The sequence below is a fragment of the Streptomyces sp. NBC_01224 genome (genome assembly GCF_036002945.1).
GTDB lineage: Bacteria > Actinomycetota > Actinomycetes > Streptomycetales > Streptomycetaceae > Streptomyces.
Map to the genome: position 1 here is coordinate 4,335,001 of NZ_CP108529.1, position 14,186 is coordinate 4,349,186.

Consider the following 14,186-nt stretch of genomic DNA (forward strand, 5'->3'; position numbering starts at 1 on the left):
CGATCAGGACCGATCACTTGTCCCCGATCCGGTCGAGCACCTCGCGGATCCCGCAGTCCTCGTGCTCGTCCCCACAGCTGACGACGGGTTCGGTGGTCACCTCCGTGTGCCCCACTGACATCGAAGTGCCTCCTTACGCTCCCTGGCGCAAACCCGCAGGATGATCCCGGTTACCGAAGAGAACCTACCGGAACGGGAAGACCCTGATGATCCTGGTTACTGGAGCCACCGGCGGCTTGGGCGCGCTGATCGCCGAGCAGCTGGCCGGCCGTGACGACACCGTCCTTGGAACGCGTGATCCTCAGCAGCCTCAGGCTTCGCTGCCTGTCCGCCGCATCGACTTCGACCATCCCGACACACTCATCACGGGTTTCGAAGGCGTGGACGTGCTGCTGATGATCTCCGCAGGCTACGGCGAGGATGACATCGTCATAGCCCGGCACGATGCCGCCATCGACGCGGCCGAGAAGGCCGGGGTGGAGCATGTCGTCTATACAAGCCTCACCGCTGACGGCGACCATCTCCCCTACGCCCTGCCGCACCGCTGGACCGAGCGTCGGCTCCAGGAGAGCACCATGGCCTGGACGATCCTGCGCAATGGCTTGTATGCAGAGCTGTTGGCCTGGCTCGCGGCGCCATCGGCGGACGGGCGGATCACTGCCCCGCTCGGCGAGGGTCGGCTGGCAGCCGTGGCACGCGCGGATCTGGCCGATGCCGCGGTACGTGTGGCTGTGGAGGCCCCCGACCATGCGGGGCGCGTCTACGAACTCGTCGGTGAGCAGGCCATCGGCGGCACCGACCTCGCGCACGCACAAGGGCCGCACGTCACCTATGAGCCGGAGACACTCGCCCAGGCCCGCGCGCACATCGCCGCTTCCGACGCCAAGCCGTTCCAGGTGCCAATGCTGGTGGGCACCTACTCCGCCATCGCTGCCGGATTCATGTCCCGCACGGCGGCGACCTGCGTCAACTCCTCGGCCGCGAGCCCCGTTCCTCGCTCGCAGCGGCCCTCGCGTAGTCCCAGAGCAAAGACCCTGCGCAGCCAGGACAGTTTCATGCCTTGCGCAACCAAGGCTGTCCCGACGGCGGTTGTGGTGGAACTCGCCGTGCCGGTGCGAACACGCCTGCGGCGGCTGGCAGCGTCAGTGACCGCGCAGGTGCGGCAGGCACTGCGGGCAGAGATCATCCTCGCCGCGGCCGACGGACTAACCAATGCTGCGATCGCACGTGAGCTGAAGGTCAGCGTCAACACCGTGCACAAGTGGCGGGGCCGGTTCGCCGCCAGTGCCCTGGCCGCTCTCAAGGACGCGAAACGGCCCAGCCGGCTCCGTATCTACGGGCAGCGGTGGCCACAGCCACCAGCACGCCCCCGCACCCGGAGTCGACCTGGTCCCACCAGAGGATCGCCACTCAGGTGGCTGGCACGCTCTTCGCCGCGATCTCGCCGTCCCAGGTCGGCCGGATCGTGGCGGACTTGGACCCTAAACCGCACCAGGTGCGGGGCTGGCTCACCCGCCGGGACACGCCGGACTTCTGGCAGCGGGCCGCCGACATCTGCGGCCTGTTCCTCACCCCACCCGACGGTGGGGTGGTGCTGTCCATGGACGAGAAGACCGGCCGGATTGGCGCGGCTGCGGGAACTGGCGGTGCGGGCGGTGGCCGACGCGGCCGAGGCGGGTGAGGAGGAGCGCCCCGGTGGCTGGCGCCGCGTCCTCATCCCGATCGAAAACTTCACACATGCGGAGGGCGAGATCCTCAGGCTGCGCGCCCGCGTGGAGGTGCTGAGCCCACCTGGACTGCGGGAGCAGATCGCTACTGCGGCCCCGGGCGTCGGCGGCACTGTACGGCTGAAGGCGACATCTGGCACGGGGGCGGACCCGGAGCCCGGCCGACGTAGCCCTCTGGGCGAACGCGTGAGTCCCACTCCCGCACAACCCGGTGAGCCTCTGGCTCGGCCTGCGTCAGGTCGGCGACCGTGCAGCCCAGCGCCCACACATATCTTTTCCAGGTCGTCGAGCCGAACTGCGACGGGCTTGCCGCTCCACAACACGGCGACCTCGCTCAGCAGCGGTGTGAAGCCGACCTCGGCGAAGACAGCTGGAGCCGGGTCCGTCGCCAGATGTCCCGCTGCACAACCCGGCCGTTGCTCGCAGACGGCGGAACGTTGACATACACCCGTCTGGGCATACCCGCACTCCGAGGTGCGGAGGGGGAGCGGGGAAATCACGGGTGTTGGGCTTGAAGTTGCCGCAGCGGCAGCTTCTACGGTCCTGACCAGGGCCGGAAAGACCGGCCCCGGTACCAGGCACTGACCGCACTGCGCCCCGTCTCCGCCGAGGAATACCACGCGATCGGCCGTTCCTGTGTGAGCAACGAGCAGTGGCGAGCGGCGTACGAGGCGGTCGTTCCGGGCCTGGCCGCATACCAGCGGGCCGCCATCGACGCCTACGCCACATCCTGTCTGAACTGAGAAGCACTGGCCCGCCGCCATCGAGACACCTACCCACAGCGCGGGCTGTGCCCGATCGACTCTACGCGTCCGCGTCCAACTCGGCTGCTCCATCGCATGATTACGGGAACGCGGCCATTCAGGCTGAGCGTGTGGGCGGTCTCCGTCGGACATGAGTGAACCGAGATCCGGGCGGTGTTGCCGGTGCCTGGCTGGATGGAGGGCCGGGCAGCCCGAGAACTACTGCCACCGGCAGATGATCAGCGCGGTCCGTTATCTGGTGGACAACGGCGGACAACGGCATCAAGTGGCGGGCGATGCCCGCGGACCTCCCCGCATGGGACCGGGTCTACGCCTTCCGCCGGCGCCGCCGGAGGCGGGGCCCGGTCAAGGAGTTGCGCAACCGTCCGCGCGCGTCCGTGAGGGTGCCGACCGGGATCCGAAGCCGACAGCAGGATGCATCGCGCCGTTGCCGTTGCCGTTGCCGTCGCTGCCGGTGAGCGGGAAGCCGTACCCCTGGCACGGTGCGCGACGACCGTCCGTGGTTGCCCGGCCGACGTGCCGCCTTGGCGGCTTACGGGCCGAGGTAGACGTCCGGCGAGTGCCACTTCGGACGGGGACACAAGGCCGAAGTGCTCCTCGAGCATCAGCTCGGCCTGGGTGAGCGCGCCGTAGACCCAGCCCTGACCGGTCGACCACGCCGATCCGCAGACGCACAGGTTGGTTGGCGTCGGAGAGCGGGCTTGGCTTCCGGGCCGAGCAGTCGCCGGGCGGCGTACGCCCCGGACACCGCGGCGCCGATGACCGCAACGTCGATCACGCCGTGCCTACCTGCCGCCGGGCTGTTCACGCCACACCGGCACCATGGTCTTCGGCTTCGCCGCATCCTGGGGCGCCGAGCTGCGCATCCACATCCCGCGGATCCTGGGCGACCTTGACGTCGGCGGTGTTGCCGCCGTCCGGAGCCAGCACCGTATCGACCCGCCTGCGGGCGATCGCCCGCTCCTGCCCTTCCTGCTCGGCTGCGGCCAGTTCGGCCTGGATGCGGTCGGCCTCTTCACGCAGCCCGCCAACTCGACGGCGAGCAGCGACCTCTTGCTGTTCCAGTAGTCCGACGATCGACGGCATCCGCGACCTCCCGGGGAGCGACGAAACTACAGGCCGCGACTCCCACGAAGTCACCCGCCTTATGCCTGACGAGCGAAAACATCGCCCTCACCGGGACACGGATTGAGTGACAGCCGTCGCTCCAGGACCAGAGGGGTGGGGATGTAGAACCGCGCGGTGATCCGAAAGAGGCGGTCTATGAACGACTCGGCGGCGACGAGGCCGGAGAAAAGGCGATATCGGTCGCCAGGTGCCCGGTTGTTGGTGGTGATCACAGGCCGGCCCCGTCATTCGCTGACCAACTCGTGGAGGTCGTCGGCGTGGGCTGCGGAGAGCCGACGCATGGCGAAGGCGTCGAGGACGAGCACGTGGGGCCGTACGAGTTCGGTCGGGCCGTACGAGTTCGATAGAGGTCTTGCCGAGTGGGCATGACACCAACGCAGACTGAACAACCACGCTGGTTCCGAGGTCGGCACGGCCGAGCTGATAAAGGTCGCCGAAGCTCTGAAGTGGCTCCGATTCGCAATCCGGCAAGTGAACCGAGGAGGTAAGACTCTTCCCGCCTGCAGCTCCCAGGAACGAGCGGTACGGCGCCGGCAGAGGCAGCCCGATCTCCCGCTCGAGACCTTCAAGCTCGTCGGCCTCGCACGGCTTGAACGGGCCAAGGACCAAACGGCCCCGGTACCAGCACTATGACTCGTCAGGCACCGCAGGATTGTCGCACCTCCCGGCCCTGTGAACGCAGAAAAGCCCCGCACCAGAGGTGCGGGGCTTTCCCGTAAAAGGAGTTCGGCGGCGTCCTACTCTCCCACAGGGTCCCCCCTGCAGTACCATCGGCGCTGAAAGGCTTAGCTTCCGGGTTCGGAATGTAACCGGGCGTTTCCCTAACGCAATGACCACCGAAACACTATGAAATTAACCAACACCGGAACACAACACGGCCGTTCGTTATTTCAGAACTAACACAGTGGACGCGAGCAACTGAGGACAAGCCCTCGGCCTATTAGTACCAGTCAGCTCCACCCGTTACCGGGCTTCCACATCTGGCCTATCAACCCAGTCGTCTACTGGGAGCCTTAACCAATCAAGTTGGTGGGAATACTCATCTCGAAGCAGGCTTCCCGCTTAGATGCTTTCAGCGGTTATCCTTTCCGAACGTAGCCAACCAGCCATGCCCTTGGCAGGACAACTGGCACACCAGAGGTTCGTCCGTCCCGGTCCTCTCGTACTAGGGACAGCCCTTCTCAATATTCCTACGCGCACAGCGGATAGGGACCGAACTGTCTCACGACGTTCTAAACCCAGCTCGCGTACCGCTTTAATGGGCGAACAGCCCAACCCTTGGGACCGACTCCAGCCCCAGGATGCGACGAGCCGACATCGAGGTGCCAAACCATCCCGTCGATATGGACTCTTGGGGAAGATCAGCCTGTTATCCCCGGGGTACCTTTTATCCGTTGAGCGACAGCGCTTCCACAAGCCACTGCCGGATCACTAGTCCCGACTTTCGTCCCTGCTCGACCCGTCGGTCTCACAGTCAAGCTCCCTTGTGCACTTACACTCAACACCTGATTGCCAACCAGGCTGAGGGAACCTTTGGGCGCCTCCGTTACTCTTTAGGAGGCAACCGCCCCAGTTAAACTACCCATCAGACACTGTCCCTGATCCGGATCACGGACCCAGGTTAGACATCCAGCACGACCAGAGTGGTATTTCAACGGCGACTCCACAACCACTGGCGTGGCTGCTTCAAAGTCTCCCACCTATCCTACACAAGCCGAACCGAACACCAATATCAAACTGTAGTAAAGGTCCCGGGGTCTTTCCGTCCTGCTGCGCGAAACGAGCATCTTTACTCGTAGTGCAATTTCACCGGGCCTATGGTTGAGACAGTCGAGAAGTCGTTACGCCATTCGTGCAGGTCGGAACTTACCCGACAAGGAATTTCGCTACCTTAGGATGGTTATAGTTACCACCGCCGTTTACTGGCGCTTAAGTTCTCAGCTTCGCCGACCCGAAAGTCAGCTAACCGGTCCCCTTAACGTTCCAGCACCGGGCAGGCGTCAGTCCGTATACATCGCCTTACGGCTTCGCACGGACCTGTGTTTTTAGTAAACAGTCGCTTCTCGCTGGTCTCTGCGGCCACCCCCAGCTCACCGAGTAAATCGGATCACCAGTGATGGCCCCCCTTCTCCCGAAGTTACGGGGGCATTTTGCCGAGTTCCTTAACCATAGTTCACCCGAACGCCTCGGTATTCTCTACCTGACCACCTGAGTCGGTTTAGGGTACGGGCCGCCATGAAACTCGCTAGAGGCTTTTCTCGACAGCATAGGATCATCCACTTCACCACAATCGGCTCGGCATCAGGTCTCAGCCTTAACGTGTGACGGATTTACCTACCACACGGCCTACACCCTTACCCCGGGACTACCACCGCCCGGGCTGGACTACCTTCCTGCGTCACCCCATCGCTTACCTAGTACAAGTCTGGTTCGTCGGCTCCACCACTACCCTCAACTCCGAAGAGATCGGGCCGGCTTCACGGACTTAGCATCGCCTGATTCAGTATTGGGCGTTTCAAAGCGGGTACCGGAATATCAACCGGTTGTCCATCGACTACGCCTGTCGGCCTCGCCTTAGGTCCCGACTTACCCTGGGCAGATCAGCTTGACCCAGGAACCCTTAGTCAATCGGCGCACACGTTTCTCACGTGTGTATCGCTACTCATGCCTGCATTCTCACTCGTGAACCGTCCACAACTCGCTTCCGCGGCTGCTTCACCCGGCACACGACGCTCCCCTACCCATCCGTACTCCCGTTGGGGATACATGTACGAATGACACGACTTCGGCGGTACGCTTGAGCCCCGCTACATTGTCGGCGCGGAATCACTTGACCAGTGAGCTATTACGCACTCTTTCAAGGGTGGCTGCTTCTAAGCCAACCTCCTGGTTGTCTCTGCGACTCCACATCCTTTCCCACTTAGCGTACGCTTAGGGGCCTTAGTCGATGCTCTGGGCTGTTTCCCTCTCGACCATGGAGCTTATCCCCCACAGTCTCACTGCCGTGCTCTCACTTACCGGCATTCGGAGTTTGGCTAAGGTCAGTAACCCGGTAGGGCCCATCGCCTATCCAGTGCTCTACCTCCGGCAAGAAACACACGACGCTGCACCTAAATGCATTTCGGGGAGAACCAGCTATCACGGAGTTTGATTGGCCTTTCACCCCTAACCACAGGTCATCCCCCAGGTTTTCAACCCTGGTGGGTTCGGTCCTCCACGAAGTCTTACCTCCGCTTCAACCTGCCCATGGCTAGATCACTCCGCTTCGGGTCTTGAGCGTGCTACTGAAACGCCCTATTCGGACTCGCTTTCGCTACGGCTTCCCCACACGGGTTAACCTCGCAACACACCGCAAACTCGCAGGCTCATTCTTCAAAAGGCACGCAGTCACGACCGTTGCTCCGAAGAACAACAGCGACGCTCCCACGGCTTGTAGGCACACGGTTTCAGGTACTATTTCACTCCGCTCCCGCGGTACTTTTCACCATTCCCTCACGGTACTATCCGCTATCGGTCACCAGGGAATATTTAGGCTTAGCGGGTGGTCCCGCCAGATTCACACGGGATTTCTCGGGCCCCGTGCTACTTGGGTGTCTCTCAAACGAGCCGTTAATGTTTCAGCTACGGGGGTCTTACCCTCTACGCCGGACCTTTCGCATGTCCTTCGCCTACATCAACGGTTTCTGACTCGTCTCACAGCCGGCAGACCGTGAAAGAGAGATCCCACAACCCCGCATGCGCAACCCCTGCCGGGTATCACACGCATACGGTTTGGCCTCATCCAGTTTCGCTCGCCACTACTCCCGGAATCACGGTTGTTTTCTCTTCCTGAGGGTACTGAGATGTTTCACTTCCCCTCGTTCCCTCCACACTGCCTATGTGTTCAGCAGCGGGTGACAGCCCATGACGACTGCCGGGTTTCCCCATTCGGACACCCCCGGATCAAAGCTCGGTTGACAGCTCCCCGGGGCCTATCGTGGCCTCCCACGTCCTTCATCGGTTCCTGGTGCCAAGGCATCCACCGTGCGCCCTTAAAAACTTGGCCACAGATGCTCGCGTCCACTGTGCAGTTCTCAAACAACGACCAGCCACCCATCACCCCACCCCGAAAGGCGAGTTCACTGGGACCGGCAACTGAAGGCGACCACTACGGCCGTACCCTCAGATACCCAACAACGTGCCCGACACAACCGATCCCTTCCCACGTTCCACGCCGAAGCAGTACTAGTGAAAAACAACCTGTCGTGCCGAATAGTCAACGTTCCACCCATGAGCAACCACCGCCGAACATTTGCCGACGTAGTGGCCTCTGACCGAGCAAGCCCGGTAAGAAGTGCTCCTTAGAAAGGAGGTGATCCAGCCGCACCTTCCGGTACGGCTACCTTGTTACGACTTCGTCCCAATCGCCAGTCCCACCTTCGACAGCTCCCTCCCACAAGGGGTTGGGCCACCGGCTTCGGGTGTTACCGACTTTCGTGACGTGACGGGCGGTGTGTACAAGGCCCGGGAACGTATTCACCGCAGCAATGCTGATCTGCGATTACTAGCAACTCCGACTTCATGGGGTCGAGTTGCAGACCCCAATCCGAACTGAGACCGGCTTTTTGAGATTCGCTCCGCCTCGCGGCATCGCAGCTCATTGTACCGGCCATTGTAGCACGTGTGCAGCCCAAGACATAAGGGGCATGATGACTTGACGTCGTCCCCACCTTCCTCCGAGTTGACCCCGGCAGTCTCCTGTGAGTCCCCATCACCCCGAAGGGCATGCTGGCAACACAGAACAAGGGTTGCGCTCGTTGCGGGACTTAACCCAACATCTCACGACACGAGCTGACGACAGCCATGCACCACCTGTACACCGACCACAAGGGGGGCACCATCTCTGATGCTTTCCGGTGTATGTCAAGCCTTGGTAAGGTTCTTCGCGTTGCGTCGAATTAAGCCACATGCTCCGCTGCTTGTGCGGGCCCCCGTCAATTCCTTTGAGTTTTAGCCTTGCGGCCGTACTCCCCAGGCGGGGAACTTAATGCGTTAGCTGCGGCACCGACGACGTGGAATGTCGCCAACACCTAGTTCCCAACGTTTACGGCGTGGACTACCAGGGTATCTAATCCTGTTCGCTCCCCACGCTTTCGCTCCTCAGCGTCAGTAATGGCCCAGAGATCCGCCTTCGCCACCGGTGTTCCTCCTGATATCTGCGCATTTCACCGCTACACCAGGAATTCCGATCTCCCCTACCACACTCTAGCCTGCCCGTATCGACTGCAGACCCGGGGTTAAGCCCCGGGCTTTCACAACCGACGCAACAAGCCGCCTACGAGCTCTTTACGCCCAATAATTCCGGACAACGCTTGCGCCCTACGTATTACCGCGGCTGCTGGCACGTAGTTAGCCGGCGCTTCTTCTGCAGGTACCGTCACTTTCGCTTCTTCCCTGCTGAAAGAGGTTTACAACCCGAAGGCCGTCATCCCTCACGCGGCGTCGCTGCATCAGGCTTTCGCCCATTGTGCAATATTCCCCACTGCTGCCTCCCGTAGGAGTCTGGGCCGTGTCTCAGTCCCAGTGTGGCCGGTCGCCCTCTCAGGCCGGCTACCCGTCGTCGCCTTGGTAGGCCATCACCCCACCAACAAGCTGATAGGCCGCGGGCTCATCCTTCACCGCCGGAGCTTTCAACCCCGTCCCATGCGGGACAGAGTGTTATCCGGTATTAGACCCCGTTTCCAGGGCTTGTCCCAGAGTGAAGGGCAGATTGCCCACGTGTTACTCACCCGTTCGCCACTAATCCACCCCGAAGGGCTTCATCGTTCGACTTGCATGTGTTAAGCACGCCGCCAGCGTTCGTCCTGAGCCAGGATCAAACTCTCCGTGAATGTTTTCCCGTAATCGGGACACACATCACGAGAGCGGAACGATCAGCCGGAATAAGACCGATCGTTCACAGCGTCCTCGCTGTGTAAATTGCCCACCGGAACCGTGAGGCCCGGCAGGACTTTCAAAGGAACCACCAACCTGCCGAAACAGGCCGGGGTATCAACATATCTGGCGTTGACTTTTGGCACGCTGTTGAGTTCTCAAGGAACGGACGCTTCCTTTGTACTCACCCTCTCGGGCTTTCCTCCGGGCTTTTCCCTTCGGTCTTGCGTCTCCGACTCTACCAGACTCTTTCGTGTCCGATTCCCGGTCGAAACGGGGCCGCTTTCCAGTTCTTCGCTTTCGCGTTTCCCTTTCCGGCGAGTCCGACTCTATCAGATCCTTTCGGGCCTGATTCCCAGTCAGCGAGGTTTGTCTTCCCGGCCGTTGAGCCGTTCCGACACCGAAACTCTAGCGGATTCGCCCCCGCAATTCATAACCGCACCCTCAAAATGAATTCCGGCATACCGAAATCATCCCGAGCGGGAGACCATGCAGAGTTTTGGTTGCCGCAGTAGCGGCGGGATCGGCTGCCGGGGAACCGTTCCGGCTCCACGACAACTCGGAGAACTTTACGGATCAGCGAGAGGTGCGTCAACCCCGCCAGGTCAAGCCGTTTTCACCGCTCGTTCCCCGATCGTCCGGCCCTGGTCAGTCCAGGTCGGTGAGGCGGCCGCCGGCGTCCGGCTGGGCGTGTTCCACGCGGCGCAGGAGGCGGATCAGCATGTCGCCGAGGACGCCGCGTTCGTCGCCCGTGAGGTCCTGGAGCAGGTCCTCCTCGAAGTCGGAGGCCATGCGCATCGCCTCCAGCCACTTCGTACGGCCCTCGTCGGTCAGCTCGACGATCACACGCACCCGGTTGTTCTCGTCCCGGTCGCGGGTGACCAGGCCCTCGCCCGCCATGCGATCGATGCGGTGGGTCATCGCCGCCGGGGTGAGACCGAGGCGCTTGGCCAGCTCTCCCGGGCCCAGGCGGTACGGGGAGCCGGCCAGGACCAGGGTCTTGAGGACTTCCCACTCGGCGTTGCTGATGCCGAGGGCGGCGACCTGGCGTCCGTACGCCACGTTCATCCGGCGGTTCAGTCGGCCCAGGGCCGAGACGACCTGCTCGACCTGGGGGTCCAGGTCACGGAACTCGCGCTGATAGGCGGCGATCTGCTCGTCGAGGCTCGGCTCCTGGGGGCCGGGCTGCTCGGTGGTGTCAGGCATGGCGGGCAGTATCGCACGCCCTCAATAGCCGTCGAAGTCCTTCGGTCTGAATTGTTGAGCTTCTAACTTTAGTGCTAAAGTCTTCGGGTTCGAGTCGTTCGGATGGCTCGGCAAGTCGCTTCGAGACCTTGAGGTAGGTGAGTGTGACCAGGGAGATGGGTGCAGCACTGCGGCGGATCCAGCTGGGGAGCGCGCTGAGCGCGTTCGGGCTGGGGTTCACCGTTCCGTATCTGTACGTCTATGTGGCACAGGTACGGGATCTGGGTGCCGGTACGGCGGGAGTCGTGCTGGCGGTCTTCGCCATGGCAGCGCTCGCCGTTCTGCCGTTCACCGGGCGTGCCATCGACCGGCGCGGGCCGCTGCCCGTACTCGTCGTCGCCTCGGTCGTCGCTTCCCTGGGTGCTGCCGCCCTCGGCCTGTCGTCGGATGTGACCGCCGCCGTGCTGTCGGCCGCGGTTCTCGGCGCGGGTACGGCGGTCATGCAGCCGGCGCTCGCCACCATGCTCGTGTGGTGCTCCAGCACCGCCACCCGCACTCGCGCCTTCGCCATGCAGTTCTTCCTGCAGAACCTCGGGCTCGGCATCGGCGGGCTGGTCGGCGGACAGATCGTCGACACGAGTCGGCCGGAGACCTTCACCCTGCTGTTCCTCATCGAGGCCGCGATGTTCATCGTGCTCGGTGTCATCACCGCCACGGTGCGGCTGTCCCGTACGCCTTCCTTCTCCGACGCCAGGCCCACCGACGGTTCCAAGGCGCCGGGCGGGCTGCGGTCGCTGCTCTCGCACCGGGCCATGGTGCAGCTGTGTGTGCTGGGCTTCGTGCTGTTCTTCGCCTGCTACGGACAGTTCGAGTCCGGGCTCGCGGCGTACGGCACCGAGGCCGCCGGAATCCAGCCCTCGACGCTCGGTATCGCGCTGGCCGCCAACACCGCCGTCATCGTCGTGGCTCAGTTCGTCGTGCTGCGTCTGGTGGAGCGCCGCAGGCGCAGCCGGGTCATCGCCTCGGTCGGTCTGATCTGGGCCTTCGCCTGGATCGTGGCCGGGTACGCGGGGCTCGGGCACGGCAGCCAGACCATGGCAACGGCCGCGATGATCTCCACGTACGCGCTGTTCGGGCTCGGTGAGTCGATGCTGTCGCCGACCGTGGCGCCCCTGGTCGCCGATCTGGCGCCGGAGTCGATGGTCGGGCAGTACAACTCCGCGTTCGCCCTTTGCAAGCAGCTCGCGCTGGCGGTCGGACCGGCCGTGGGCGGGCCGATGGGGGCGACGCTGCACGGCCCGTACATCGTGACGTTCGTGCTGTTCTCGCTGGGCATCACGGTGCTGGCACTGCGGCTCGGCCGGCGGCTCACTCCCGTACAGGATCAGCCTTCGATCGAGACGGTGCCGTCCAGGGTGGTGGCCGTGTCACTGCCGGAGGCCGAGCCCGTGGTTGCCTCCGCCGTCACCACTCGCTGAGGCGGTGGAGCGGTACAGGCGAGTAGGGGTCCTGCTTCGGCAGGGCCCCTACTGCGGCAGGGTGAATTCGCACCAGACCGCTTTGCCGCCGCCAGGTGTGCGGCGGCTGCCCCAGGATGTGGCGATCGTCGCGACGATGGAGATGCCGCGGCCCGCTTCGTCCGCCGGGTCGGCTCGTCGACGGCGCGGCAGGTGGTCGTCGCCGTCGGTCACCTCGATGATCAGGCGGCGATCGGTGCGGCGCAGGCCCAGGCGCATCGGCGGGGTGCCGTGCTTGAGGGAATTCGCGACGAGTTCGCCGGCGGCCAGGACGCCCAGGTCGCAGAGTTCGACCGGGAAACGCCACGAGGTCAGGACGCCGGTCGCGAAGGCGCGGGCGCGCGGGGCCGCTTCGATGCCGCCGAGAAGATCGAGCGAGGCATTGTGGAACAGCTCCGCGTTCGCCCCCGTTCGGGCGGGGTGCTGGACCACCAGCACCGCCACGTCGTCGTCGTGCTCCGCGGTGACGCCGAGGGAGCGGATCAGCCGGTCGCAGACCACCTGGGGTGAACCCTTGGCACCGGAGAGGGCGCGTTCCAGAGCGGCGACGCCCTCGTCGATGTCCTCGCTGCGGCGCTCCACCAGGCCGTCCGTGTAGAGGACCGCGGTGGAGCCGGGCGGCAGCGCGATCGTGCCCGATGTGTGGATCCAGCCGCCGGTGCCGAGCGGTGGTCCAGTCGGGTCCTCGGCGCGGTGGACCGTACCGTCCTCGTGGCACACCAGGATCGGGAGGTGCCCGGCGGAGGCGTAGACGAGCCGGCCCTCGTTCGGATCGTGGACCGCGTAGGCGCAGGTGGCGATCTGGCTGGCGTCGATCTCGGCGGCGAGACCGTCGAGGAGCTGGAGCACCTCGTGCGGCGGGAGGTCGAGGCGGGCATAGGCGCGCACGGCCGTCCGGAGCTGGCCCATGACGGCGGCGGCTCGCACCCCACGGCCCATCACATCCCCGATGACCAGGGCGGTGCGGCCTGCGCCGAGGGTGATGACGTCGTACCAGTCGCCGCCGACCGCGGCATCCGTGCCGCCTGGCTGGTAGGTGGCGGCGATCCGCAGGTCGTCGGGCTGCTCCAGCTCCTGCGGGAGCAGGGAGCGCTGGAGGGTGACGGCCGTTTCGCGGTGGCGGCGCTCGCTGGCGCGGAGCCGTTCGGCCGCTTCGGCGTGGTCGGTGACATCGACGGCGTACACGAGCACTCCGCCTTCGCTGCCTTCGTTCCTGTTCTTGCCGATCCGGCTGCCCTTGTTCTGTTTCTTGTTTCCGTCTCCGTCGCGGCCGTCGGTTTCGCCGTCGCTGTCCCTGTGCACCGGGGTGCAGGTCACGGTGTAGGAATTGCCGTTGCGGACCTTGCGGGACTTGACCGTACGGGGTGTGCCACTGCGTAGGACCTGGTCCATGAGGGGCAGCAGGCTGAGCTCGGTGAGCTCGGGCATGGCCTCGGCGGCGGTGGCACCGGCCGGGCGCGGTCCGAAGGCGGCGACGTAGGCGTCGTTGACGTACGCGATCCGGTGGTCGGGGCCGTACACCAGGGCCACCAGGGCGGGCAGCTGGCCGAGGATGTCCCGGGCGGAGAGATCCTCCAGGGCAGGGCCGCGGTCCCAGGGAGGTTCGCCGTGCGTGTCGTGGTGCGTGTCGCCGCTCTTGTCGCCAGGCGTGTCACTGCGCGTGTCGCCGTCCGGCGGGCAGGGCCCGGTCTCGGGCTGAGCGTACTCGGCGCGGGCCGAGGGCACGGGACTGCGGTCGTCCCGTGCGGCGGCGCGGCGCTGCGTTCCGGGTAGGCGGGCGCTCCAACGCGTGAAGTTCACGGAATTTCTGGCCTCGTGTGTCGGTCTGGTCCGCTCGGGCGGGCTGCTCACTGTCGGTCACTGCCGGCCGGGTCACTCTGTGCAGGTGTGGGTCCACCCATGGTCACACGTCCAGTGTGACGGACCGTACTGACAGTTGTCGGTACGGACGG

Annotated in this window: 7 protein-coding genes, 3 rRNA genes and 4 pseudogenes (1 of these 14 running past the window's edge); 6 read left to right on the top strand and 8 right to left on the bottom strand. The window is 64.3% G+C overall.

Annotated features, from left to right (window positions below; translation table 11 throughout):
* Positions 1–121 (bottom strand): annotated as a pseudogene (locus tag OG609_RS19200) (winged helix-turn-helix transcriptional regulator); it reaches 293 nt to the left of the window's first position.
* Positions 122–206: 85 nt separating this feature from the next.
* On the opposite strand from OG609_RS19200, the pseudogene OG609_RS19205 reads away from it, so the two are divergent.
* Positions 207–671: pseudogene (locus OG609_RS19205) on the top strand (NAD(P)H-binding protein); the annotation flags it as partial.
* 245 nt (positions 672–916) lie between these two features.
* On the opposite strand, the gene OG609_RS19210 reads toward OG609_RS19205, so the two are convergent.
* Positions 917–1,057 (bottom strand): hypothetical protein, encoded by a 141-nt coding sequence (locus OG609_RS19210; RefSeq protein ID WP_327273952.1) that lies wholly within the window; start codon positions 1,055–1,057, stop codon positions 917–919.
* Here OG609_RS19210 and OG609_RS46215 point away from each other — a divergent pair.
* From OG609_RS46215 to OG609_RS19225, 4 genes and pseudogenes are all read left to right on the top strand, one after another.
* Positions 1,056–1,319: pseudogene (locus tag OG609_RS46215) on the top strand (helix-turn-helix domain-containing protein); the annotation flags it as partial. The gene OG609_RS19210 and the pseudogene OG609_RS46215 overlap by 2 nt on opposite strands.
* A gap of 95 nt (positions 1,320–1,414) precedes the next feature.
* Positions 1,415–1,681 carry a hypothetical protein gene (locus OG609_RS19215; protein ID WP_327273953.1) on the top strand — a complete coding sequence of 89 codons (267 nt, stop codon included), beginning with the start codon at positions 1,415–1,417 and terminating at the stop codon, positions 1,679–1,681.
* Positions 1,656–2,168, top strand: coding sequence for a hypothetical protein (locus tag OG609_RS46220; protein WP_442818080.1), 513 nt, complete (start codon positions 1,656–1,658; stop codon positions 2,166–2,168). The genes OG609_RS19215 and OG609_RS46220 overlap by 26 nt, the downstream gene beginning before the upstream one ends.
* A gap of 128 nt (positions 2,169–2,296) precedes the next feature.
* A pseudogene (locus OG609_RS19225) lies at positions 2,297–2,470 on the top strand (TipAS antibiotic-recognition domain-containing protein); the annotation flags it as partial.
* Between the two features lie 825 nt (positions 2,471–3,295).
* Here OG609_RS19225 and OG609_RS19230 read toward each other — a convergent pair.
* The 5 genes from OG609_RS19230 to OG609_RS19250 form a co-directional block, all read right to left on the bottom strand.
* The gene (locus tag OG609_RS19230; RefSeq protein WP_327273954.1) at positions 3,296–3,577 is read right to left on the bottom strand and encodes a hypothetical protein; all 282 of its coding nucleotides are present in this window, start codon (positions 3,575–3,577) and stop codon (positions 3,296–3,298) included.
* 766 nt (positions 3,578–4,343) lie between these two features.
* Positions 4,344–4,460: ribosomal RNA gene (gene rrf, locus OG609_RS19235) — 5S ribosomal RNA — on the bottom strand.
* Between the two features lie 79 nt (positions 4,461–4,539).
* Positions 4,540–7,664 (bottom strand): 23S ribosomal RNA (locus tag OG609_RS19240).
* A 299-nt stretch (positions 7,665–7,963) separates the two neighbouring features.
* Positions 7,964–9,489, bottom strand: a 16S ribosomal RNA gene (locus OG609_RS19245).
* The 16S, 23S and 5S rRNA genes sit together here, the layout of an rRNA operon.
* A gap of 691 nt (positions 9,490–10,180) precedes the next feature.
* Positions 10,181–10,738 (bottom strand): MarR family winged helix-turn-helix transcriptional regulator, encoded by a 558-nt coding sequence (locus tag OG609_RS19250; protein ID WP_327273955.1) that lies wholly within the window; start codon positions 10,736–10,738, stop codon positions 10,181–10,183.
* Positions 10,739–10,893: 155 nt separating this feature from the next.
* Between OG609_RS19250 and OG609_RS19255 the strand changes: the two genes are divergently transcribed.
* A complete protein-coding gene (locus OG609_RS19255) occupies positions 10,894–12,195 on the top strand; it encodes an MFS transporter (RefSeq protein WP_327278106.1) in 1,302 nt (433 codons plus the stop codon).
* A gap of 48 nt (positions 12,196–12,243) precedes the next feature.
* Here the strand turns inward: OG609_RS19255 and OG609_RS19260 are convergent, their stop codons facing one another.
* A complete protein-coding gene (locus OG609_RS19260; RefSeq protein WP_327273956.1) occupies positions 12,244–14,034 on the bottom strand; it encodes an ATP-binding SpoIIE family protein phosphatase in 1,791 nt (596 codons plus the stop codon).
* Positions 14,035–14,186: the final 152 nt, after the last annotated feature.